16 protein-coding genes are annotated in these 25,002 nt (G+C 38.1%); 7 read left to right on the plus strand and 9 right to left on the minus strand.

From position 1 onward, the window contains the following. Window positions 1–173: 173 nt before the first annotated feature. The 4 genes from FLEMA_RS0100990 to FLEMA_RS0101005 form a co-directional block, all read right to left on the minus strand. The gene (locus tag FLEMA_RS0100990; RefSeq protein WP_026993843.1) at window positions 174–2,534 is read right to left on the minus strand and encodes a glycoside hydrolase family 127 protein; all 2,361 of its coding nucleotides are present in this window, start codon (window positions 2,532–2,534) and stop codon (window positions 174–176) included. A gap of 153 nt (window positions 2,535–2,687) precedes the next feature. Next, window positions 2,688–3,938 (minus strand): NAD(P)/FAD-dependent oxidoreductase, encoded by a 1,251-nt coding sequence (locus FLEMA_RS0100995; protein WP_026993844.1) that lies wholly within the window; start codon window positions 3,936–3,938, stop codon window positions 2,688–2,690. 6 nt (window positions 3,939–3,944) lie between these two features. Further along, window positions 3,945–5,669, minus strand: a complete 1,725-nt coding sequence (locus tag FLEMA_RS0101000) for a DUF885 family protein (RefSeq protein WP_026993845.1) — start codon at window positions 5,667–5,669, stop codon at window positions 3,945–3,947. A 418-nt stretch (window positions 5,670–6,087) separates the two neighbouring features. Then, window positions 6,088–7,731, minus strand: a complete 1,644-nt coding sequence (locus FLEMA_RS0101005) for a carboxylesterase/lipase family protein (RefSeq protein ID WP_026993846.1) — start codon at window positions 7,729–7,731, stop codon at window positions 6,088–6,090. A gap of 110 nt (window positions 7,732–7,841) precedes the next feature. On the opposite strand from FLEMA_RS0101005, the gene FLEMA_RS0101010 reads away from it, so the two are divergent. After that, the gene (locus FLEMA_RS0101010) at window positions 7,842–8,573 is read left to right on the plus strand and encodes an NUDIX hydrolase (protein ID WP_044170386.1); all 732 of its coding nucleotides are present in this window, start codon (window positions 7,842–7,844) and stop codon (window positions 8,571–8,573) included. Between the two features lie 3 nt (window positions 8,574–8,576). Here FLEMA_RS0101010 and FLEMA_RS67100 read toward each other — a convergent pair whose 3' ends face one another. Together FLEMA_RS67100 and FLEMA_RS0101020 are read right to left on the minus strand one after the other, a co-directional pair. Further along, complete coding sequence (locus tag FLEMA_RS67100) at window positions 8,577–9,191, minus strand: recombinase family protein (protein WP_044170388.1); 615 nt, start codon at window positions 9,189–9,191, stop codon at window positions 8,577–8,579. Window positions 9,192–9,372: 181 nt separating this feature from the next. Then, complete coding sequence (locus FLEMA_RS0101020; RefSeq protein WP_026993848.1) at window positions 9,373–10,905, minus strand: SulP family inorganic anion transporter; 1,533 nt, start codon at window positions 10,903–10,905, stop codon at window positions 9,373–9,375. A gap of 798 nt (window positions 10,906–11,703) precedes the next feature. Between FLEMA_RS0101020 and FLEMA_RS0101025 the strand changes: the two genes are divergently transcribed. Further along, a complete protein-coding gene (locus FLEMA_RS0101025) occupies window positions 11,704–14,379 on the plus strand; it encodes a CHAT domain-containing protein (RefSeq protein WP_026993849.1) in 2,676 nt (891 codons plus the stop codon). Here FLEMA_RS0101025 and FLEMA_RS0101030 read toward each other — a convergent pair. Genes FLEMA_RS0101030 through FLEMA_RS0101040 form a run of 3 tightly spaced genes read right to left on the minus strand, consistent with a single transcriptional unit; the run spans window position 14,330 to window position 16,049 of the window. Then, window positions 14,330–15,013 carry an anti-sigma factor gene (locus FLEMA_RS0101030; protein WP_026993850.1) on the minus strand — a complete coding sequence of 228 codons (684 nt, stop codon included), beginning with the start codon at window positions 15,011–15,013 and terminating at the stop codon, window positions 14,330–14,332. The two genes, FLEMA_RS0101025 and FLEMA_RS0101030, sit on opposite strands and share 50 nt — an antisense overlap. 50 nt (window positions 15,014–15,063) lie before the next feature. Then, window positions 15,064–15,639, minus strand: coding sequence for an RNA polymerase sigma factor (locus FLEMA_RS0101035; RefSeq protein WP_026993851.1), 576 nt, complete (start codon window positions 15,637–15,639; stop codon window positions 15,064–15,066). A 56-nt stretch (window positions 15,640–15,695) separates the two neighbouring features. After that, window positions 15,696–16,049 carry a LytR/AlgR family response regulator transcription factor gene (locus FLEMA_RS0101040; RefSeq protein ID WP_026993852.1) on the minus strand — a complete coding sequence of 118 codons (354 nt, stop codon included), beginning with the start codon at window positions 16,047–16,049 and terminating at the stop codon, window positions 15,696–15,698. 1,625 nt (window positions 16,050–17,674) lie between these two features. Here FLEMA_RS0101040 and FLEMA_RS0101045 point away from each other — a divergent pair. From FLEMA_RS0101045 to FLEMA_RS0101065, 5 genes are all read left to right on the plus strand, one after another. Then, the gene (locus FLEMA_RS0101045; protein ID WP_026993853.1) at window positions 17,675–18,271 is read left to right on the plus strand and encodes an RNA polymerase sigma factor; all 597 of its coding nucleotides are present in this window, start codon (window positions 17,675–17,677) and stop codon (window positions 18,269–18,271) included. A gap of 147 nt (window positions 18,272–18,418) precedes the next feature. Beyond that, window positions 18,419–19,453 (plus strand): FecR family protein, encoded by a 1,035-nt coding sequence (locus tag FLEMA_RS75835; protein ID WP_052353897.1) that lies wholly within the window; start codon window positions 18,419–18,421, stop codon window positions 19,451–19,453. A gap of 52 nt (window positions 19,454–19,505) precedes the next feature. After that, complete coding sequence (locus tag FLEMA_RS0101055; RefSeq protein ID WP_052353898.1) at window positions 19,506–22,973, plus strand: SusC/RagA family TonB-linked outer membrane protein; 3,468 nt, start codon at window positions 19,506–19,508, stop codon at window positions 22,971–22,973. A 26-nt stretch (window positions 22,974–22,999) separates the two neighbouring features. Then, window positions 23,000–24,448, plus strand: coding sequence for a RagB/SusD family nutrient uptake outer membrane protein (locus tag FLEMA_RS0101060; RefSeq protein ID WP_026993855.1), 1,449 nt, complete (start codon window positions 23,000–23,002; stop codon window positions 24,446–24,448). A gap of 121 nt (window positions 24,449–24,569) precedes the next feature. Continuing rightward, entirely contained in the window at window positions 24,570–24,998 is a 429-nt protein-coding gene (locus tag FLEMA_RS0101065; protein WP_026993856.1) for a hypothetical protein, read from the plus strand. The last annotated feature ends 4 nt before the right edge of the window (window positions 24,999–25,002 follow it).

Consider the following 25,002-nt stretch of genomic DNA (forward strand, 5'->3'; position numbering starts at 1 on the left):
TTCGAACAACTAATTTCGAACGCCTTTGTTATGAATACTCACTCATTTTTTGTCATTTGAGCAATTGATAAGCTTCACCAATGTTCACTTGACGACCTTATCAACCACAACGAACACAAATAGGGGTCTCTTTTAATATTACCTAAAATTCGGGATGATTCATGTTTGTTGGTTTATTTTTTGATAATTCTTGCTCCAAAAACACGTCCAGCGGTTTTGCCTGTATGAGCCTTGATAGTTACATTGAGTTTCTCTTTGTCGGTTTGTAAATCGGAGGGTATACTATATTCAATATCAAAAAATTTCCCTGTTGTACCGCCCAGTAATTCTTGGGTAGCAATAGTTTTTCCGTCAACAATAATATCGAACCAACGCCCTTTGTCATCGCCTAAGTAGCTTAATAATAATGTATTATTGGTATTTTTGGCAATTTTCATATCAAAAGAAAAAGAACCCCCTTTACGTACTTCTCGGCCTGTTCTACCTAGGGCATCGCTTACATACGATTCGCCGTCTACAGTTAAATTGTGGTCGCGTTCGGGTTGCATTTCGCCAATTCTAAAATTATCTACAGTCATAGCTTCTATTTCCTGCTGGCGTTTTTTGTCGGCTTCATACTCAGCCTTGCGTTTTTCCCATTCGTCTTTGGTAAAGTAGTCCCAGTAAACGCTATAATGTTGTTGATTTGACTGATAGAAAGGAATCAAGGTAACATCGAAAGGTGTTCCTACCTTTTGCATCTGGAAAGTTAGTGGTTGATTAACTACAGGTTTTAGCCAATTACCAGCCTTTTTGTCGTCGGTCAACAATACAGGAATACCATAAACAGGGTCGGGATTTTGTGTGCCAAGCTGACCCGCCAATACCAATGGGCCATACAAAAGAGCAATACGATTGGCGTTGTCGGGCATACTTTCGGTGTATACCGACATCGGCATATCGATTTGTACTTTATCGTTATTTTGCCAAGTTCTATCAATTACCCAATAGCCTGCTTCGTCGGTTTGGGCAGCTATTTTTTGGCCATTTACGGTTATTTCAAAGCCATTGGTAGCCCACCAAGGTTTTCTGATACGCAAAGCCAAACGTTGAGCCTTGTGAGTTTGGAAAGTAAATTGGGTATTTCCTTGTGTTGGGTACTGGGTTGTTTGGGTAAAAGTAATCCCTTTTTCTTGCCAAGTCAGTTTTGAAGGAATAAATAAATTAACATAAAGGCTACCATCTGCCCCTTCAAAGTAAATGCTTTCGGTATATTTTGCATGGTTTTCCATACCACTACCAACACAGCAAGTAAAGGTATTGAAAGGGTCGCTAAACTCTTTTTTGGTACCCATTCTTAAAGGGACAAAATAGCACATCATGCCATCGGCGGGGTTTTGCGACGCTAAAATATGGTTGTACAAAGCCCTTTCGTAATAGTCGCCAAGTTCTTTGCTAGGTTGCCAGCAAAACAAGTGACGAGTTAATTTGAGCATATTGTAGGTATTACAAGTTTCGCAAGTATTGTCGCTGAGGTGGTCGTTTAGTTTATGAGGCTCGGTACAGTATTCATAATTGCTATTACCACCAATTACATAACTGTGGTTGTGTACCATAATATCCCAGAAAAAAGAAGCAATGGTTTTGTCTGATTCTTTTGCTGTAAGTTCATATTGTCGGGCACTAGCTATGGCTTTTGGTACATTGGTATTGGCGTGTTTACCTGCCATTGGGTCAATTTTTTGAGACAAAGGCACCATAACGAAGTCATCATAAAATTTGTATGACAAATCTAGGTATTTAGGGTTTCCAGTAATGGCATAAATATTGGCCAAAGCGTCGGCCATACCGCCATATTCACATTTTAGCATTTTTTGTAATAATTCAGGCGAAAGGTGATTGATAGTATTGCCTGTCCAGTCGGCCATTGCTGTTACTACTTTTAAAGCTGTTTTGTTGTTGCAATACAAATAGGCATCAATCAGCCCTCCCATTACTTTATGTACGGTGTACCACGGACTCCAGCCGCCGTTGAGGTCAAACCCACCCGACTTAATATCGCCACGGGCAACACGAGCAAACAGAGTATCTTCTTTTGGAATAGCCCCAACATAGCCAGTTTTGCGTGCTTTTTGACATTTGGCCAATTCTGTAACCATAAAATCTACCCGATTTTTGAATGCTGGATTATGGGTAGAAACGTACATCATAGCACAAGCCGAAAGATAATGCCCAAGAGTATGGCCAGACAAGCCCTCGCTTTCCCAACCGCCATATACAGCTCCTTGTGTTGGCAAGCCCGCATTGGCATAAAAACGGTGTAAAAGGCGTTTTGGCTCGACACTCAGCAAATAGGCCGCATCTTTGTCCATAGCATTTTTGAAAGGCGAATCACCAAGCAACTCTACCTGACCAAGGTTAAAGGAATATGCTTTAAGACCAACTTTGGGTTGAATTTTAAAACGTTTGTCGGCCTTTTCGGGCGTATAGTTTTGTGCCAAAGGCTTGAGGCAGCAACAAGTACATATTACTATAGCTAAAATATAATTTTTCATAGAAAATAAACGATTGGTAAAACGGTTGAAGCTGTTTTAAGCAAATTCACCACCTTTTTTGAGGTGGTGAATTAATACAAAAATGCAAGAAAATAACACGAATAAATGCCTAGTAATTGACAACATATAGGCAGATATTACCCCATATATTGATTAATCAAATCGTTGAGGGTTAAATGCCGATATATCAATACTTAGTTGTTTTTCGCTGATAATTTCCTCTACTAATTGGCCTGTGGCAGGTCCAAGGCTCAAGCCCATCATAGAGTGTCCTGTAGCAATAATGGCATTTTTATATTGTTTTGTTCTACCAATATACGGAAGCCCATCGGCCGAGCATGGGCGGTATCCATACCAAATATCCTGCTCTTGTGGCATGGCAATATCAAATGCAGGTAAGAAATCTTTAACCGATTTTAAAATACCTTTTACCCTAGCATAGTTGGGGGGTGTTGTGGTAGCTACCACTTCCATTGTGCCTCCCATGCGTATTTTGTTACCATCCATAGGTGTTAATGCTACACGTCCTTCGGCCAAAATAATAGGGTGGTTTATATGGTAAGGGCTATTTTCGAGGGTAATCGAATACCCCCTTCCAGGCATTAAAGGAAGGCTGATGTCAAGTAATTCAGCCAATTCACGACTCCAAGAACCCGCCGCAATTACAACGGTATCGGTTGGATATTGCCCTTTTAAGGATTTAATACTTGTGATTTGCCCATCTTTTTTGTCTAAAGCTATAATGATTTCATTCGCTTTAAAGACAACCCCTTTGGCTTGAAGGTATTCGTACAAAGCCTTCATCAATTTATTGGGATATACATGCGTATCGCAGTTAAACTGCAATGCCCCAATGGCATTGATAGGTGTTTGAGGTTCGAGTGCCTGTAACTGTTCTTTGTTTAAATAAGTTACATCAAGCCCCAATTCATGGGCTTTTTCGAGGGTATGATGAGCATGAGCAGCTACTGGCTCGGTCTTGAAAACCTCCAACATGCCTTTTTGCTCATAACTAAAATCAAATAATTGTTGGTTGTTCCATGTTTCAAAAGCTTTTTGGCTCAGCAACGAAATGTCTCTTAATGGAATAGCTCCATTTTCTACATTTTGGGTATTAGCACTTTGCATAAACTTCAAGCCCCAGTTAATCAAGGCTTTATTGACAGACGGCTTTACATAAAATGGACTCATTGGGTTAAACATCCATTTGATACCCTGCCACACAATACCCGGAGCCGCCAATGGAACAAAGTGGCTAGGACATACATAGCCTGCATTGCCAAAAGAACAGTTATCTGTAAAATCTCCTTTGTCAAAAACCGTTACTTGGTAGCCTGCTTCTTGTAAATAATAAGCCGAGCTAAGCCCCACAATACCCCCGCCTATTATTGATATATGTTTCATAAGTGATTATTTTAATGAATAAAAACGCCAGTTTGTTTGATAATCTTTAGGTAATTGTTGGTTAGTTAATATTGCACGAACCATCTCAATTGGCAACATATTTTCTTGCATAATTTGGTCGTGAAACTGTTTATAAGTCATTTTTTTGGTAAGTACCAATTCGTCTTTCAAAGCCCTGATTTGTAGCCCACCTATCATATAGGCGATTTGATAAAGTGGGTCATAACCACCTACAAACGAGCGCCTTACTTCTCCTTCTGCATTGGCGGGTTCGTGGCCAACACGGTCAATCAAGAAATCAATACATTCTTGTGGCGACCATTTCCCTGTATGATAATTGAGCGAAAAGATAATTCTTGCACAACGGTGCATTCTCCAAAAGAGCATTCCTACGCGGTCTTCGGCCGAACGAGGAAACTTCAAATCGTATAGTAACATTTCCCAGTACAAAGCCCAGCCTTCTATCCAAAATGGTGTTTCAAAATGGCGGTATGTTTTGTATCTATTGGTCATAAATTCCTGTAAGCCATGGCCCGGAATAAGTTCGTGATGTACCGTAGCCCTCGAAAAATGCGGGTTATTGCCTCGCATACTCATAAGTTTTTGGTCGTGAGTCATGGTATTGGTTGGATAAGATACGCTGAACTCTTCGCCACCCGTAAAAAAAGGATTAACAAGCTGTCTTTCAGGGGTCATCATTATCATTCTCCATGTTTCGTCGGCCAGAGGCGGTATTGTAATAAGGTCTTTTTCTTGTAAAAAAGCAATAGATTGGTCGTATAATTTAACCATTTCGATAGGCTGTTGCGATGGAGCAACGGCTGTATTTTTAAGTTTTTCTAAAGCCGCTTTCCAGTCATTTCCTAAGCCCATTTCTTTACTCGCCTTTAGCATTTCGGCATCGCACCACGCAAATTCTTTATTGGCTATTTCGATAAGTTCTTCGGGCGTGTAAGGAATCATTTCTAGGCGCAACCTTCTGTTGAGTTCATCACGGCCTATCGGATTGCCCACAATACCACTTTTGTCTTGTTTTTGTTGTGAAGTAGCATTGCCACTTTGCTGAAAGGTAGACGCATATTCCTTCAATAAACTGTCGAGCTGTATATAAGGTTTTGGAACCCACCACGTAAAAAGAGGGTCGTAGCCATTGTAAAAAGTATAAACCGATTTTAGGGCATTTTGAAGGCCACGAGCTATATATCGACCACGATTGGCTAATGGTTTGGTTAAGGTTTGGTCTTGGCTAAGTTTTTTTTGTAAATCTACTAGCTGTTTGTTACATTGGTTGAGTTGTGCTGCCAAGCGAGGTGCATCAGGAACAAGTCCTCTTCGTCTTTCTTTTTCAATCGTATAAATTACATCTGCAAAAGGAAACCACGGTTTTAGTTGGTTAAACTCGGTTTCTTCTAATTGTGCCTGATAAATATCTTCGTTCAAATCTCGCTTTATCAACAAGTAATCTACTTTTGTACCAGTATTCAAGGCATTATAATCTACTTGTTGTAACTGCTTTAGATACGACTGAGCAAGCGACTTTAAACGTTCTCTTCTTTCTGGAGAATTATACACGGTATAAAATCGTTCGATATTTCCTTTATCGGCTTGATAAAACTGAATAAGGCTTATAACCGACTCATTTACAGGTGTTTTCTGTGCAATAGCTGTATCAAAAAATAGTAAGCATCCAACCAGAAAAGCGATATTTTGGAGTTTTAGAAAATATTTCATAAAGTTATTTGTTATGGTGAATCGGTAAGAAAGCGAAGCGGGAAGAATACATTGTGAGCCAAATCTGCTGGAAACTGTTTTGGGCTATCCTCATGCTTGTTGATATTATATGTAAAATTAGATTTTTATCGGATTGAGGCATGTTTACAAATTATCAAAATGTAGCCGAAAATTAACCATATAGCCCTCAAATTTTATATTCAAGGTCAAAATATGCTTATTCATAAAAAAAGCTACCTCTTCTGAAAGAGATAGCTTGGTAAGTTAATAAAGCTCAATGGATTCGTAGAAGATAAAGCGAGCCTATATCGTTCGCGAGTTTATTATTTTGAGCTGACGTTAAATTTTAGTGTGTTAGGTAATAGGATAACTTGTTATATGATTGATTTTTAGCTATTCAATACAAAAAAAAGAGAACTTATTTTTTCAAATAGTCTTTATCCAAAAACCAATAACGGGCTTCATTTTCAGCTTTTTGGGCTTTAGAATCTACATCAATAATCATAATATCTGGTTTTTCTTCATTTTTGGCGGCTGGCCAATTAGGAAGTTTATCGCCATTGGGATTACCTGTTTTGATAAAATTGGCGAAGAAATTCATCATTGTATTTGATACTTTGAAGTCGTCTTCTGTCCAAGCATACGCTTTGTTGAGGGCTAAATTACCCATAGCATATTCGATTTCGGCCGAGTGTACTGCACCTTTTGCTTTGGGGGCTTTAGGAGCATTTTTATCTTTTTTAACAACCCCTCCAGCCAAAGCCGATTCATAGTCGCTATCACGCAAGTCGGGTCTTGGGCGTGAATAATAATAGCGATATACGGGCTGAGAGCTATTTTTACGATGTAAATCAAACCATTTCCAAGTACTATAAGCAATAAAACGATCACCAGCCAAATCTGTAGCCGATTGTTCGGTTACTTCTGGCGAGCCAGCAGGATATAACTTTAATACTTCTTCTGCTTTTTCGCCATAAATTTCTTTAATTTTTTGGGTATAATTGTCGTTGGTAAGCTCTTTACCTGCCATAAGGGCACGGTAGTTCATTTCCTCCGAGTTCCAGCCTAACAAAAGTGGTACCATAGCCTGCTGTTTTGCCTCAAAAATTTCGGGTAATGTTTTAGGAAGAAAATACCCATCAATCGTAGTTTTGAATATTCCTAGGCTTTTTCCTGCCGATTTTTGGTATAATTCGAGGGTTGATAAAGCTCGTAGTTCCTTCAAAGTTTTGGCTCCGATAGATTGCCCAAACTCTAGACCTATTTTTTCGCCCTCGGCCAAAGGCACAGGCGATAATGTAGGGTAAATAGAGCCACCACTTTCGCCAATAGCCCCTGCAATCAAACCCTTCGACAAAGGCGATGCCATTTGGGCACTTACAGCAATCGACCCTGCCGATTCCCCTGCAATAGTAACTCGTTTGGGGTCGCCACCAAATTTGGCAATATTGGCCTGTACCCATTTAAGAGCAGCGTGTTGGTCGAGCAAACCATAGTTGCCAGAGGCACGGTTAGGGGATTCTTTGGTAAGTTCTGGATGTGAGAAAAAGCCAAAAATATTAAGTCTGTAATTGACAGTAAGGGTTACAATACCTTTTTTGGCCATATTTTCGCCATCATAACGAGCTTCCGAGCCATCGCCAGCCGCAAAACCACCACCATAGAAATATACTAATACGGGCAGTTTGTCGTTGGCTGATTTGGCGGGTGTCCACACATTGAGGTATAGACAGTCTTCGCTCATACCGTCACTTCTAAAACCCATATCGCCAAAAATGGCAGGCTGAATGGCTCTTGGGCCAAACTTTTTGGTTTGTTTTACCCCTGTCCAATTAGCGACAGGCTGTGGAGCTTTCCAACGCAGATCGCCTACAGGTGGTTGTGCAAATGGAATACCTTTGAAGCTTTGAATGTTGGTTCTAACATCAAATTCTCCTTCGATTGTACCATTAACAGTCTGAACTTGCACAGGAAAAGCGTAAGAGTTTTCGGCATGTTGTGCATTGGCAAAAAATGAGGTTGACACAAGTAATAATCCAATAAAAGTTGTTCTGAGATTCATAATAATTGGAGTTAGTAGTAATGAGCTATACTATTGTCTCATTTGTTGACAATAGTATAGCTAAAAATTAAAAAATACAATTATTTCACAGTTTTTTTTTATATTCGGGCATGAATACAGCTTCTAATCCACATATTGCTACTGCTAAAGAGGCCGGTTTTTTGGCACATATTGCATACGATTCAGTTATTTTTGGCTTTGATGGTCAGCAACTTAAAATTCTTATTTCTGAATATCATAATACAAAATTATTTGCTTTACCTGGCGGATTTGTCAAGCGGAATGAAAGCCTCGACGATGCTGTAAGGCGTGGTTTATTTGAGCGAACAGGGTTGAATAATATTTATTTAGAGCAGTTTCATGTATTTGGAAGTGTCGAGAGGTATGTACCCGAAATCATGGAACAAATTATGGTAGGCAGTGGCAAAGCCCCCACGCCCGAACATTGGTTGCTAGATAGGTTTATTTCGGTAGGGTATTATGCTTTAATTAATTATAAAGATGTAAAACCACAACCCGACGAACTTTCGGATAGCTGTGAATGGTATGCCATTGACAAACTGCCCAGACTAATGCTCGATCATCGGCAAATTGTAACAAAAGCCCTGGAAACTTTGCGAGATAATTTGGACAAAAAATTGATTGGTGTAAACTTACTACCAGAGCGTTTTACGATGAAAGAACTCCAGATGGTATATGAGGCTATTTTGGGAGAAAAAATTAGAAGAACAACCTTTCAGCGGGCAATGTTGGCCAAGGGAATTTTGAAACGCCATGAAAAACAATTTACAGGAAAATCGCATAAAGCTCCTTTCCTGTATAGTTTTGAAACACCCCAATAAAGCCTAGGCTTCTTTTCTACGACCTCTTTTTTTGGTAAAACCTTGTACTTGTACACCCGCAAAGGCCAAGATTTTATAGAAAGTACGTCGGCTACCAATTTTAAAGAACTTCATAATCTGTGTAGTCGATTGTTTTTCAGAGTCATAAAGTTCTTTTACAGCAGGTGCTATAGCCTGATAAGCAGGTAAAAGCCCTTTGGGGCGACCACCCATTCGGCCTCTGGCACGTGCCGAGGCTAATCCAGCTTTGGTACGTTGTACAATAATATTTCGTTCGTGTTCGGCCAAAGCACAGAAAATCTGAAAAACAAGAATCCCACTTGGCGAAGTTGTATCAATAGGGTCGTTGAGCGACACAAGATTGATTTTTCGTTTTTCTAATTCAGCCACTAGGTCGATTAAATGTTTGGTAGAACGGCCGAGTCGGTCAAGTTTCCAAATAACGATAGTATCGCCTTCTCGAAGAAATTTCATCATTTCCTCGAATTCTGGTTTATGAGCTTTCAAGCCAGAAATTTTATCTGTGTAAATAGACTCACAACCATATTTTTTCAGAGCATCTACTTGTAGGTCTAATGTTTGTTCTTGTGTACTTACACGGGCATAGCCAATTTTCATAAAAGGATAGTTTTATACCGTTTACTTATGTTATTACAAATATATGGTATTTTGTATTTTGGTACAATAAATGGTACAACCAATTATTGGGTTTTGGGCAGTTAACCTCCCCATATTTATTGTACCAGAAATAGAGCGTTTATATACATTCGTAATTCTTTTGGCAAGTTGAAGCAGTAGCTTAGTCTTCTGCAACCCGATAAGTGGGGTCGTCAATAATATTTACTTCGATAATCTTATCGGCATTTTGTAATAACTTTCTACAATCGGCACTTAAATGATACAGCCGAACGGTTTTGTTGAGTTTGGCATAACGTTCAGTAATTTTATTGACAGCATCTATGGCACTCATATCGCTGATTCTACTTTCTTTAAAATCTATAATTATTTCGTTGGGGTCGTTCAAAATATCAAACTTTTCGACAAAAGCGGTAGTCGAGCCAAAAAACAGTGGCCCATGTATATCATAATGTTTTATGCCCTTGTCGTCGATATATTTCTTGGCTCTAATGCGTTTGGCACTTTCCCAAGCAAAAACCAATGCCGAAATAATTACACCCATAAGCACTGCCAAAGCCAGATTGTGCAACCAAACTGTAATAACAGCTACTAAAATTCCTACAAAAATATCGGATTGAGGCATTTTGTTAATTACCCTAAAACTCATCCATTCAAACGTTCCAATAGCCACCATCATCATCACTCCTGTTAAAGCAGCCATAGGCAAAGCCTCGATAATTGGTGACGCAAACAATATAATACATAGAATAGTTAAGGCTGCCACAATACCCGAAAGTCGGGCTCTTGCTCCTGCCGATAGGTTGACCAAGGTTTGTGCAATCATGGGGCATCCACCCATTCCAAAGAAAAAACCATTGAGAATATTGGCTGTTCCTTGTGCCAAGGCTTCACGATTACCATTGCCTTTGGTCTGGGTAATTTCGTCAACTACATTCAAGGTAAGCAAGCCTTCGGTAAGCCCAACGCCTGCCATAATAAGCCCATAAGGAAAAATGATTTGAAATGTATTCCAAGTAAGGGGTATCTGTGGAATATGAAAAGGCGGAAATCCACCGCTTACCAATGCTATATCTCGAACAGTTTTGGTATCAATATCAAAACCAAATACAATAAGCCCAACCACAATAATAGCAATTAACGATGCTGGTATGGCCTTGGTAATGCGTGGTGCAACCAAAATAATGGCTACCGTGAGGGCTACTAATCCCGCCATGATATAAAGGGGTGTTCCTGTAAGCCAGATTGTCTGCCCACCAATAGTTGTTTTGAACTGTTCTAATTGAGCCATGAAAATAATAATAGCCAAGCCATTCACAAAACCAAACATAACGGGCTGTGGTACAAGTCTGATAAATTTTCCTAGCTTAAAAAGTCCTACCATGATTTGACATATTCCTGCCAAAACAATAGCCGCAAATACATATTCCAAGCCATGTGTTTGCATCAAGGTAATTAGTACAACGACTGTTGCCCCTGCACCGCCCGACACCAAACCCGGACGACCACCGAGTATTGCAGTTACCAAACCCATGATAAAGGCTGCATACAAACCCATCAATGGAGGAAAGTTGGCCAAAATAGCAAACGATAGCGATTCGGGAATCATGGTCATGGCTACGGTGAGTCCTGCCAGTATTTCAATTCGGTAGTTTACTTTTTGCTTGAAGTCAAATAAATTTAAGACCTGTTTCATAAATATATAATGTATGCTAAATGAATAAGCAAATACGCAATTTAGTAAATAATAGATTGATAATCAGTTGTGTACTTCTGTTGCTTGTTTTTTCGATTTTCTGTACATATTCCAAAAGGACACATCACTGCAATATGTGTATGCAGCTTGATTGAAAAATAACAAAAAGTACTTTCCAAAAATTTGTAAGTAATTATGGGTATAACGCTGTATTGTAAAATGTCTAGCAGTTGGGCATGGTCTAGTTTTTACCAATCCATTAGAAGATTAAGGTTGGTAAAATAGCAATGTACCAATGCGTTTGAGCTTTCAGCAAATATAAAATAATCAGTTACTTCCTCTCAAAGCTTGGTACTCATACGTATTCCTAATGTTGTATCTTTCTGTTTTCGACCCCTCAGTATCGAGCCTAGGCAATAGTATACAGCCATAGAAATCTGTAGATAAAATACAGACAAACCAAAACGAATAGTAGAATAAATGTACTCAGGGTGGAGTAACAGATAAAAGAAAGGGTTTTTTTAATGCAGTCATGATACAAAGATAGGTAAAATTATATTTTACAGATATGCTACTTAAAAAGTTATAATTACTTGCCAATATAGTGATAGTGTCATAGTACCGAGAGGAGTCGGTATTAAGCTTTTCTCTATTCTTTTGAAATTGAGAAAACTCCTTTTATTTTCGGGTACGTAAACACACTAAATGCTTTTGATGAAAACAATACGATTAATCACTATTTTTAGTATATGTCTTTTCTTCGCTTCAATAGATTTATTAGGCAAATCTGCTTTTGGTATGTCCGAAAAAGATTCATTGGCGGTATCCCAAAAAATACTAGAATCGCTCGATAGGTACTATAATATCAGTATAGATGCTGTTAATACCAAAGCCAAAGAAGCCCTTCGATATATACCCCAAGCCAAACTTTCTAATGTTGCCACTCGGTTAAGGCTGTATCATTATATGGTTTATAACTATGAGGTACTCGGTAGGAGCGATTCGTTGCTTTATTTTTTTCAATACGGGAATCAACTTTTAGAAAAATACCCTGTTGTAATAGCCCAAGTACCCATTACTGCCATTAAATTTCTGAATCACGAACAACTTTTTTATTCGACCATACAATACAACCATACCAAGGCTATGTACTATTTGGAAAAAGCCATGTATATATGCCAAAAATACCAAATTAAAGATATAGAGATTATTCTGAAAAATAATTTGGCCAATATTTATGACAAACAAGGCCAATATCAAAAGGCTTTTGAGCTGTATCAACAAATAGACCTCCGTAAAATACCTCAACCTCAGTCCATTCAAGGAGTCAATATACTTACTTCTATTACATGGAATGCCATTCGTCGAAAGTCATTTAAAGAAGCCCTGCAAGCTAACCAACGCTCGATAGATTGGTATAAAACCTTACCCGAAAACAATCCACAAGTAATAGAAAATGAGGAAGCTATGCTTTTTTTTGACCGTGGTATTTGCTACTCAAATTTACACGACATTACCCAAAGCGAGGTGTATCTGAATAAGGTGATAGCCTATTTTCAAGAAAATCATATAACAAAAGGGAAATATCTAAGTTTGACATATTTACAAAAATCCGAGAACCTTACATGGCAAAATCAACCCTATCGGGCTTTACAACTATTGCAGCAAGGACTCAATGCTATTGTGTTGAACTTTAATCAAATCGATTTTGCTAAAAACCCTACCCTTTCCGATAAAATTTATGATAAAAAAGTATTATTTGACTTGTTAAGCCGTAAGGCTCAGCTACTAACCCAGCTATACCAACAACACGACAACAGGGTATCGCTAGAACAAGTGGTAAAAACCTTTGCTTTGGCGATTGCGTTGGCCGAAAAACACCGAAAATCGTTGGCATATTACACCGACAAAATTGATTTTAGTAGTCAAAATATAGCAGTTTTCAATCAAGCTATAGCCATGGGGTATCTTTGGTACAAGCAAGCTCCTAGCATAGTACGAGCCAATGTAGTAATTAGGATACTAGAAAGCATAAAGGCAATTGCACTGATCGATAAAATAGGAAATGATAACCTCGATATGAGTCCTCAATCGCTCAAAATCAATGATAAATTGATAGTCGAAAATCAAAAAGCAGCTTCTTTTAGACAAAAACTTTCCAACAATATTATTCAATCCAAAACCCGTGATAGTCTGGAAAACCTCCTGAATGATAGTGAGTTAAAGGCTATTCAACTAACATCGCAACTTTATCAACATATCAAGCCTTATCCAATGGCCAATAGTGCTGGTATTTCGGTCAGAGAGCTTTCGGCAAACCTTCCCTCCAATATGGCCTTCTTAAACTATACGGTAGTGGCCAATCATGGTATTTATGTTTGGCTATTGGCCAATGGAAAATTTAGTTTGAAATACCTACCACAAAATAATATTCAGCTTGGCAAAATGGTGTCAGCATTATTAATAGATACCAGAAAAAACCCAACCATATTTTCTTATAAAAGTTCTTCTCAAGCACAACTGCTATACCAGCTCTTGCTTAAACCTTTTGAAAAAATACTAAATCATACAACTCGTATTACTATTAGCCGAGATGGGCTACTCAATTATATTCCTTTTGAGTTATTAGAAACAGGACAAAAAAGCGATGACTATCTGCTAAAACATTATGCCATCAGTTATCAATATTCTGTAGCAAGTTATTTGATGGGGTTTCAAAAGAGCCCTCAAACGCCCGAAAAGTCATTACTAAATGTTTCGCCATTTACTCAAACAACGATTACTCAACAAGGCGATACCCTACAAGCTTTGGCCAGTTCAGCATTATTGCAATATGCCAAACACGATGACTTATTGGGCAAAAAAGCTACCAAATCGGCTTTTTTAGCTCATTATCGTCAATATGCTCTTATTCATTTGCAATGCCATTCAGTAGCTGATACCAACAATTTTGGTAACTCATACTTATATTTTCACCCTAGCGAAACAGAATACAGACTTGGTTTTCACGAAATTGGCTCAATGCCATTCAATCACTGCCAATTAATGATGATTCCGACTTGTAATAGTGCCAACGGAAAAGTACAACGCTTTGAGGGAGTGTTATCTTTAGGATACGCTTTTTATAAAGCGGGTTGTCAATCGGTATTGGCGGCTCAGTGGCAAGCCCAAGATGCCTCAAGCGATTTTATCACCTCTCGATTTTTTCAATATTTACAAAAAGGGCAGCCCAAAGACGTGGCCTTACAACAAGCCAAATTAGACTTTTTGTCCGACAGCAATCTAGGAAATAGACTGAATCATCCTTTTTTTTGGGCCAATGTATGTTTGATTGGTAATACCCAAGCACTTGTTACCAGTCGGTTTTCATCGCTAGGTTGGTATTTGCTGGTTTTGATATTGCTGGGTTTGCTTGTATATGGTTTTAGAAAATGGAACGCCAAAAAATTTGCCAGCGAATCTTTATTTTATTGACAGTACCAATAGGATAGCTATCGTTTTCGTCGTCTAGTTCGCTTAATAATTTTTGTGCTTTAGTAGGCGAGTTGTCGTGCAAATATGCCAATATAAGATGCCACTTGGCCGCTTGACTAAAATAAGGTCGTAATTCTTTATTTTTCAAGAATTCCTGAAAATTGACAATAGCACCCTGAAAGTCCCCCGCTGTTAAGGCTTTTTTTCCAGTATAAAAATAACCAAATGTCTTTTTTTCGTCTACTGAAAGTGCCGTTATATCTATATCTCTTACAATCGAAAAATCGTTTTTTACATCTGGTAACTGAATAGAATCGAAGGAAATATACAGTACAAACAACAAGCAGGCTGCCAGAGCTGTTCCAACAACCCTATACCACAGATTTTGCTTTCCGATAGTTTTTGAAACAGCCGTTTCTTGGCGTTCTAATTGTTGAAGTGTAGACATAACCCGATTTTCAATTTTCAATTTTCGAAACATAGCCACCACTTGAATATACTCATCAAAGTCTTTTTGTAAAGTACTATCGCTTTGTAGACGTTGTTCAAATACACCCTTTTCATGTATATCTAGCTGGCCTTCAACGTATCTCTCAATTGTTTCGAGGCGTTTTGTTGATTCGGAATGGTTCATAGTAATAATGATTTTGATAAATGGTTGAATCTTTTTGCAATAATAAAGCCTTATAATCTGTACTTCAGTACAAGCTCTTTCAGCTTTTCTAAGCACCTCAGTTTTCTCACTTTTAGGGTTTCGGGCGATGCAATTTTGAGCTTTTCCGACAACTCTTTTAGGGATAATTGTTCAGAATAATAGCCCTCTAAAATACTATTGCAAGGATACCCCAATTGTGTTAAAAGATGCCTAAAGTGTTCGGCAAAGTCTCGTTGTTCAAGCAAAGCCATGAGGTTTACTTGAAGGTCTTTTGTAGTCAGAGAGTTACTTTCGTGATACGAGCGGCGAATAGCCGCTTTGCGGTAATTCATCCATTTGTTTTTTGTGATTGAAAGGAAATAGGATTGTAGCTCAGTCATGGATTGTGCTTCAAACTTTAGGACAAGCACTAGGTCTATAAATGTCAAAATTACCTCTTGGAATAAGTCGCTAGCATCATCCTTTGAGCCCCCATGTTTAAAAACGTAAGTATTTACAATAGGTTTAAATTTTTTGTACAAAAAAGTTATCACATATTCTACAGAGTTGGGGTTTCCACTTCTAATAATCGTTACAATTTGTTGAGGAGTAAATGTTAGATTCATACATCGATAGAATTGGCTCAGAGTTCTATTTTAAAGGTTGGGCTCTAGCCATCTGGCTAGCAAATCGTATTTTGGCGTAACAATAGAAAATAATGTACTTCACTTTTGCGTCGTCGTGAAATATTAGCTTTCAAATTATAACTTAATTCCACATAATTATTGGTAGGCGAGTAGCTCAGGAAATAATTTCCATTGATGATAAAAGCCCTGTGGCATCGTAAAAAGCCATATTCAGTACATAAGGCATCAAATGTTTTGATAGTCTTGGAGAAAAGTACTTTTTGCCCATTATTAAAATACATATACGTATAGTTTTTCCAAGCTTGTAACATAACGATTTCGGTAATAGGCAACCAACGATGGTTTACTCGAATGTAACCTTTTTTAGATTTAGTGAAAAATGGTTTCATAATATAGCGTATTAGAGTTATAAATAATAAACAACCTGTTATTTACACTCACTACCAAAAGGTTACATAAATCTGTGATTTTTATGATATTTTTTTAGGAGAAGGAGAATTGGATGTTGAAGGTGCTGCAATCAATGGTGATTTATGATATACAAGACAAGTTTGTTTTATAAGTAATTTGCTGATAATCAGGTATTAGGATTGTGTACTCTATTTGTTTATAATCATAAAAAATAGACACTTTGGTAAACTATGTTCTGGTGTTTTTTGCTTTAGGAGTAAAATTCTTGACCGAATAATAATTTTTTTATTATGGATTGGGCTAAAGAAGCTAATCTTGGGCTATTGTCTTGATATAAAAGCGTTCCTGATAGTGTAAATTAATAGTTCTTGATAATTTCTATACCTTTATATCAAAAGCAAAGGCAAAGTACTTTTAAAGTGCTTTGCCTTTGTTTTTTTTAGGAATGCAGAGGTTTTGAAAGAAAATAAAAATAACTACATCCAAACAGTTTTTTTTTTCGTAGATGCTAAAACAATTAACTTAAGTTAATTGTTTGATATAAAAGAGCCTTTAAAATAGCTGAAAAGCTGATCGTCGATAAGTATTTTATGATAAATTTTTTGGAGGTCTAAATATAGAGGGTTTCTTTTAGTAGTTGGTCATAGTAGTTATCATTACTATTGATGTCCAATAATAGAATAACATGAGCTTTAATAAACCAATAATACTAGCTAAACAAATAACCCTCTACTTGATATAGGCATTGTATTCTTCGATACGATATTTCTTCTTGGTAGTTTGGGTTGAGGATGACAATATTTTGCCACAATTTATACACCGCCTAAAGTATAAAATTGGGTTAATATGTCGTGAGCAATGTAAACATAGATTAAACTATCCAAGCAAGTAAAAAATTTTCTCAAAGAGGAAAAAGACATGTACTAGGTGTTTGTACGTATTATGGTAATACAACCGCCAAAATTGTACATATAATAGACGTAAACAGAACACTAAATGCACCTGAATTTTTACAACAACCTATACATACATACGTAATATAGTTATTTTTAGTTTTAGGAAAATACTTTTTTTTTGAAAAAACTCAGTAAATACAATTACGTATATTGACTTTAGCAGTTTTGGACTCAAAGTTGATATGCGTAATATATTGGTATTCAAAACTATATATTATAGTTATTTTCTATAAAAAAAGATTTTCATCATTGGTGTAATTATATAGCCCAATCCCCACAAAAATTATTTTTATGATAAAAAATAGAGGAAAAAGGCCCGTACTAGTCAAAATGGATGCTGTTTGATTATAGCATTGATGATTGACAAACCCTTCCAAACAACCATTTATATCGCTTTAAGTATGATTCTTCAAGATACGATTTTCTGTTCAATCAATTTCTTAATACTCTGTTCCGAATAATATCAAAACGATAAATTTAGAATATAGATAAAATCATTTTTTTTATACTATATTTGAAAATTTAGTCGTCATCATCTTCTTCTTTTTTGGCAAAAGCTCCTCTCAAATAAGTATAAAAACCCTTTATGAGGGTTAATAAGAGTAGATATACTAAATTATAATGAACTTTAAATATATAATGGAATAATGGCCGAACTTAATGAAGTACAACTATGGGGGCGATTTAAGGCAGGTGATAAAGAGGCTTTTAGTAAAATTTACACAACATATTTTAATATTTTGTATCACTACGGTTTTCATATCGTTCATGATGAAGGTATGGTGAAAGATGCTATCCAAAATATTTTTGTAGAATTATGGAAAAGTAAGGACAATCTATCGGACACCGATTCTATCAAATTTTATTTGCTGAAAGTAATGAGGCGAAAACTCTATAGAAGTATCCAGTTGGAAGGCCAATATGTTAGTTATATGGCAGATTTAGACGATAAACAAACCCTATTTTCGCCTGAGCTAGAGTTTATTACCCAACAAACTAATCAACAACGAGAAGTAACATTACAAGCGGCAATTAGCCGGTTGTCTAACCGCCAAAAAGAAGCCATTACCCTTTTATATATCGAAGGGCTGTCGTATAGCGAAGTAGCCGACCTGATGTCGCTCAAAGTACGTACCGTTTATAATCTTATTCATACCGCTTTAGAATCGCTTCGCAAGCAACTCGACCATGATAATTTTTGGTACGTTTTGGCATTGTATTATTTGAATGGAAAAATATTTTAACTTGTAATATATTGTATATTAGTAGTTTATAGGATATTTTAAAAAATATTTCTTTTTCGATAGGTAAAAAATAGAGAATCCTTCCATTGCTCTTTCAAATTTAATAAATGGCTTATCGAGCCACTTTATCCCTACAACTGAAACAGCATGAAAGATTATTCATCATATACCGCCATTGAGTTTGCGGCCGACACCTATTTTATTGAATGGGTTAAAATTCCCAGTGCCTCAAATACCCTTTTTTGGGAAAAATATCAGCTAGACAACCCTCTCCAAAAAGAAGAAATAGCAATAGCCAAGCAATTGATAATAGGCTGGCAGGTAGCTCCTTCGGGCGTTGTTTTATCGGCTATGGACGAAGTTTGGCAGAAAATACAAGACGAAATTACCCCAGTAGAGCAGTCGCCTGTATGGGCGTTTCGGCCTTGGTACAAAAATGTGGTTGTCAAATATGCCGCTATGCTAGCCATTATAGGGATTTCGGTAGTGGCGTATTTCTTGATAAGCAAGCAATGGCAAACAACGCAAATAGTTACGGGCGATACCGAAACCAAAAATATTACCTTGCCCGATGGCTCGAAAGTGGTACTCAATGCCAACTCATCTATTACATTTTCTCAAGATTGGCAACCCAATACACCTCGTGAAATAATACTTTCGGGAGAAGCATTTTTCTCGATTACTCATCAAAAAAATCACCAACAATTTATTGTAAATACTCCTAATCACCTTCAAGTAGAAGTATTAGGAACAGAATTTACCGTTTCAGAACAAGCCCAAAAAACACGTATAGTCTTGAACAAAGGCAAAATCAAACTCCACGTTGATAATGTAGATACCCGCTCACTGGTAATGAAACCAGGCGAATTGGTAGAAGTTTCTAAGAATCCACAAGAAAAAATCATTAGAAGAACCGTTACGCCTGAAGTGTATAGCACCTGGAAAGATAACCTTTTTATGTTTGAGGATACGTCGCTCGAAGAAGTGGCTTCTATTATAGAAAGAAATTTTTCGTACAAGGTAAAATTCAAAGCAGATTCCCTCAAAGAGTTGAGAATTACGATTAGGCTACCCAAACGAGATTTGGATTTGCTGCTTATGGCTATTAGCGAAATACATGATTTGAAAATAGACAAAGGCAAAAAACAAATCATATTAGCACAAAATACTACTCATAAATAATGACTACCTCAATTTTCTAACCAAGCACAAACATAAGTAACCCCAAAAGCCGATGAAGAAAACGCTACTCAATCGCTGGGCTTTCAGTCCTATTTGCTTCCTGATTCTATTTTGTCTTATTGCCAGAAACTCTATTTCTGCACAAATTTTTGCAGCAAATAAAGTAAAACAAGTACAAAAGAGAGAAAGAGCTTTACTCGTAAAAGAAGCCCTACACGAGCTAGAAGTAAAGCACAAAGTTACATTTGGCTATTCTTCTACTGCTTTAGACAACCTGTATGTTAGTTCATACCAATGGTCACAAATCGAAGACTTGAGCCTTGCTTTAAAAACACTATTAGCTCCATTCAAACTTACTTTTAGGCAAACTGCTGAGGATGTGTTTATTATAAAACCCGCAAAAGCCAAAGAATTACAGGAATTATCGCTAGAGGTAAATGATCCGAAAGATTCGCCATTTGATAATATGGCTTCAAAAATTGCTCATGAAAGTAAGTTGTTGAAAAATGTAGCCTTTACCATAAAGGGGAAGGTCATCGACGACAAAGGCGAGGCTATTCCTGGGCTAAGTGTTTTGCTAAAAGGTACTAATACGGGTACAGCCACCAATGTCAACGGCGAATATACCCTGAATATCTCTAATGGCAACGGAACGTTGATATTTTCACATATTGGATTTATCAGACAAGAGGTAGCCATTAATGGTCGTACATTAATTGACATAACCATGGAAAGCGACATGAAGCTTTTGGGCGAGGTAGTAGTAGTAGGCTATGGTACACAAGAAAAGAAGGATGTTACGGGGGCGGTATCGGCAGTAAAAGGAAGCGATATTCAAAATTTGCCTTCGGGTGGGGCTCAGCAAGCTTTGCAAGGAAGAATGTCGGGGGTGAATGTGGTACGGAATGGTGGAGCCCCTGGCAATGCAGGCTCTATTCGTATCAGAGGGCTTGGTACGGTCAACAACGCCGACCCGCTTATTGTCATAGATGGTGTACCAGCTGGAAGTATGAACGACGTAAACCCCAACGATATTGAGTCGATGGATGTACTAAAAGATGCTTCTGCTTCAGCAATTTACGGAACAAGAGCCGCCAATGGGGTTATTTTGATTACAACCAAGCGAGGCAAATTTGACGATAAGCTCAAATTGACCGTTAATAGCTATTATGGTGTTTCGGACCAGCTCAAAACTATTTCGGTACTTGATGCTAGCTCGCTAGCCAAACTCAAACAAGAAGCCTATGCCAACGATGGGTTAGATATTCCTTCTATTTGGACAGATACCCAATACCAAACGCAAAAAACCAATTGGCAAAACGAAATTTTACGACAAGGAACTACCCGTAACCTTGATGTATCGCTAAGAGGTGGTGGCAAATACTCTTCTTTCGTTATTTCGGCAGGAAATTATAAAGAAGAAGGCGTAATCAAAAAATCGGCCTATGAACGCTATACTTTTAGAATCAACTCTGACCATAAGATTACAGATAAACTAAAGATTGGTCAAAATTTGCAGTTTACCAATACCCACGACAACGCCCCCAATACCTTATCGGCTCAGGATGGCTTGTTGTGGAGTGCTATTCGTTTTCATCCGGGTTTACCTGTTACCAATGCCGATGGCTCGTATAGTACTACCAAAGATAAAGGAGCTTTTGGCGATATCAACAACCCTGCCTATACAATTGCTAATCAAGACAAAGACAATACTCGAAATCGCTTTTTAGGGAGTGTCACGGGCGAATACGAAATTGTATCGGGCTTAAAACTCAGAGCTAATTTGGCACTAGATGCCACTTTTACCAATACATCCAATTTTGAAGTAAAAATAGAAGACCAATTTAGGTCAACTCAATGGAATCAATTAACCCTTACCAATAGAAAGAACTGGGCTTTTTTACAAGAATATTTTCTTTCTTTCGACAAAAAAATCAAAGAACATTCTATTGGTTTTGTAGGAGGCTATACCTCTCAAACCTTCAATGAAGTATATGCTGCTTCGGCTGGGCGAGATTTTTCGAGCGAAGCCCCCGAATTACGCTATATGCGATATGCCAACACCATAGTTTCGCTGGGCGATGACAACGGCGGGCGTAGCTACGATGCCTTACAATCGTATTTTGTACGAGGTAATTATTCATTCAAAGACCGTTATTTACTTACGGCCACCTTCCGTGCTGATGGTTCGTCAAAATTTGCTCCAGGTAACAAATGGGGTTATTTCCCAGCCTTTTCGTTGGGCTGGAGGGTTTCGGAAGAACCTTTCTTCAAAGAGCTAAGCAATGTCATTAGCAATATGAAAGTAACAGGAGGCTGGGGGCAATTGGGTAATCAAAACGTAAATTCACTCCAATATTTGGCCTTGATTAATTCTACGTATCGTTATTCTTTTGGCGACCAAAATACATCTGCATCGGCACAAGGACGTTTGCCAAATCCTAATATTGGTTGGGAAACGGCCGAAATGAGCAATTTTGGCTTGGATTTGGCTTTTCTTCAAAACCGTTTTCAAACAACTATCAACTATTTTGTAAAAGATACCAAGAAAATGTTGTTGGCTCCGCCTGCGGTAGGTACTTTAGGCAAAGCCTCTATTCCAGACCAAAACGTTGGACAGCTACGAAATCAAGGACTTGAAATAGAGCTTGCCTATCAGCAAAAATTAGGCGAATTGTCATTGTCGGTAAGTGGTAATGCTACTTTTATTGAAAACAAAATCGTTCAATTACAAACCCCTGGTAGTTTCTTGGGTGGGCAAACCTACGGCCGAACCGACCAAGAGGTAACTCGTACCTATGAAGGAAGTGCTTATGGTACATTCTATGGCTGGAAAACCAATGGGCTGTATCAAACACAAGCAGAAATTGATGCCGACCCTAACTTGGCCAACGACCCTCGCCGCTCGCAAGGCTTGATTCATCCTGGTGATGTACGTTTTGTAGATTTGAACAAAGATGGTACGATAGACAACAAAGATAGGACTATCTTGGGAAGCCCTCAACCCAAGGTTACTTATGGCTTCAATACAAGTTTAGGGTATAAAGGGTTCGACCTCAACTTGTTCTTTTTGGGTGTAGGTGGTGTCGATATTTATAACGCCGACAGAATGCAGGGTTTAGACGCAAGTTATTCATTTAATATGTATGCCGAAAACTTGGGTAGATGGCACGGTGAAGGTACAAGTAATACAATTCCAAGAGTAAGTGCTTCTAACCCCAACAAAAACTATCGTACTTCAGACCTATTTATCGAAAAGGGAGATTTCCTTCGTTTGAAAAATATTACTCTTGGCTATACGTTACCAAAATCGCTTACCGAAAAGCTTAAAATCTCTACAGTAAGGGTTTATGTAACAGGACAAAACGTATTTACCCTAACGAGTTATTCGGGGCTGAATCCCGAATTGGGTTTTGCAGAAGGTAATCGCTCGGCTGGACAATATCCTCAACAAAACGTGGATTATGCCCAGTACCCTCAGGCTCGCACATTTACGGCTGGAGCTACGATTTCTTTCTAATTCGTTTACTAAAAATATAGAGACCAATGAAAAAACATACATGCTTAGTTATACTTACATTATTCGTGTCGGCTACGGCTTGTCAGAATAATTTGCTTGAATCTACTCCTTATGGGCAAACTGCTTCCGATAAGTTTTGGCGAAATGCCGATGATGTGGTAGCGGCAACCAATGCCATTTACTCGCCATTATTGGATGAAGATGGATTTGCTCATACCGAGTTTACGTTCGATAACTGTTCAGACGACATGAACCGTGCTGGTGACCACCCCGATGAAACGGCTCTCGAAATGTTTACTTTCGATGCCAATAATTCGCACATAGGGGCTACTTGGTCAACCAAATACGAGGTGATTTCTCGTGCCAATGCAGTATTAATCAACGCACCTAAAGTAAATATGGACGAGGCTCTTCGCCGTCGAGTAATGGGTGAAGCGTATTTCTTACGTGCTTATGTATATTGGAGACTGTCGTTGATTTTTGGTGAAGTACCGCTTATTCTGGAAGCCGATGCCTTAACGGGGGATTTCAACAAAGCCAAATCAGATTTGGCTACAATTCAAAAACAGATTGAATCTGATTTGCTCAATGCTGTAGACAACCGTCTGCCCGAATCTTATGATGCTGAAAATGCAGGTCGTGTAACCGCAGGGGCGGCTTATGGTCTTTTAACCAAATTGTATGTATATCAGCAAAACTGGGACAAGGCTATCGCATCGGGCACAAAAATTACAGGTAATAGCAAATATAAATTGGTAAGCGACTTTAGCCAAAATTTCCAATCAGCTTATGAAAATAACTCTGAAGCTTTATTCGCTTTGCAGTACAAATCTGGCTGGACTACCGACAACTCGCCTGCCTATTATCATACACCTGGGGCATGGGGTGGCTGGGGGTTTCATGAACCCATAGAAGATTTGGTGAATGAGTTTGAAAAAAATGACCCAAGAAGGGCATATTCAATCTTTAGCGAAGGCGACAAAGTAGACCGTAGAGGCAACGGTATTACCGAATATACTGCCGATTTGAGCCGTATTACAGGCCATGCTTTCCGAAAATATACCGACTTTACTACCAGTGGCGATATGGATCAAGGGCTTAATACTCCTTTGTTGAGGTCGTCGGATATATATTTGTTGGTGGCCGAAGCAAAGATTCGTTCAGGGAAAAATGGCGATACCGAACTCAATGCCGTTCGTACACGTGTAGGTTTAGCTCCAAAAACCAATGCCACCATGAAAGATATTATGCACGAACGTCGTGTAGAATTGGCAGGCGAAAACGAGCGTCATCAAGACTTAATGCGTTGGGATAAAGCGGGTTTGATAGATATTGTTGCCCATTACAAAATTGACCGTGGGCCTTTTAAACCAAGTAGAACATTTATCAAACCTAAGCATTATTATTTCCCATTGCCACAACGTGAAATAGACTTGAGTAACGGCGTATTAAAGCAAAATCCTAATTATAACTAACTATAAAATAGCAGGTTATTTATACTACGGCGTTATATAAAGTGAAAGCTTTATATAACGCCGTAGTATAAATAAGAAAACACAGCTTTTATCATTAATCCGCTTAATAGCGTATTTTCTAATGGTTCGTTCCTTTATAAAAATATTGTTTCCTTTGTGGCTAATATGCTCGTGGGCATGTCAGCCGAAGAAAACCATAAAAAAAGAGTATATCTTGGGGGCATGGAAAGCCGATTCGGTATATCATTTCACCAATGGATTTGTACAGGCTATCAAAATCGAAGATTCTGAAGAGAATATTGTGTACGATTATGATACCACAGGTACAGTATTCATGCGGAAAGATGGTGAACAAAGAAGTATGAAATATCAAATCATAGAAAATGATTCATTGGTTTACTTTGACAATGGCGGGCGTTATTTGGCAGGATTTACTATCGTATTGTTAGAGCCTGAAAAGTTGGTTCTGAAAAAAATACAAAAACCTTTGTTTGCGGGCAAAAATCAAGAAATCTACGATATCCGCTGTTTTTCACATATAAATCGTTAAAAAA

It is taken from the genome of Flectobacillus major DSM 103, assembly GCF_000427405.1.
In the GTDB taxonomy this organism is placed as follows: Bacteria; Bacteroidota; Bacteroidia; order Cytophagales; family Spirosomataceae; genus Flectobacillus; species Flectobacillus major.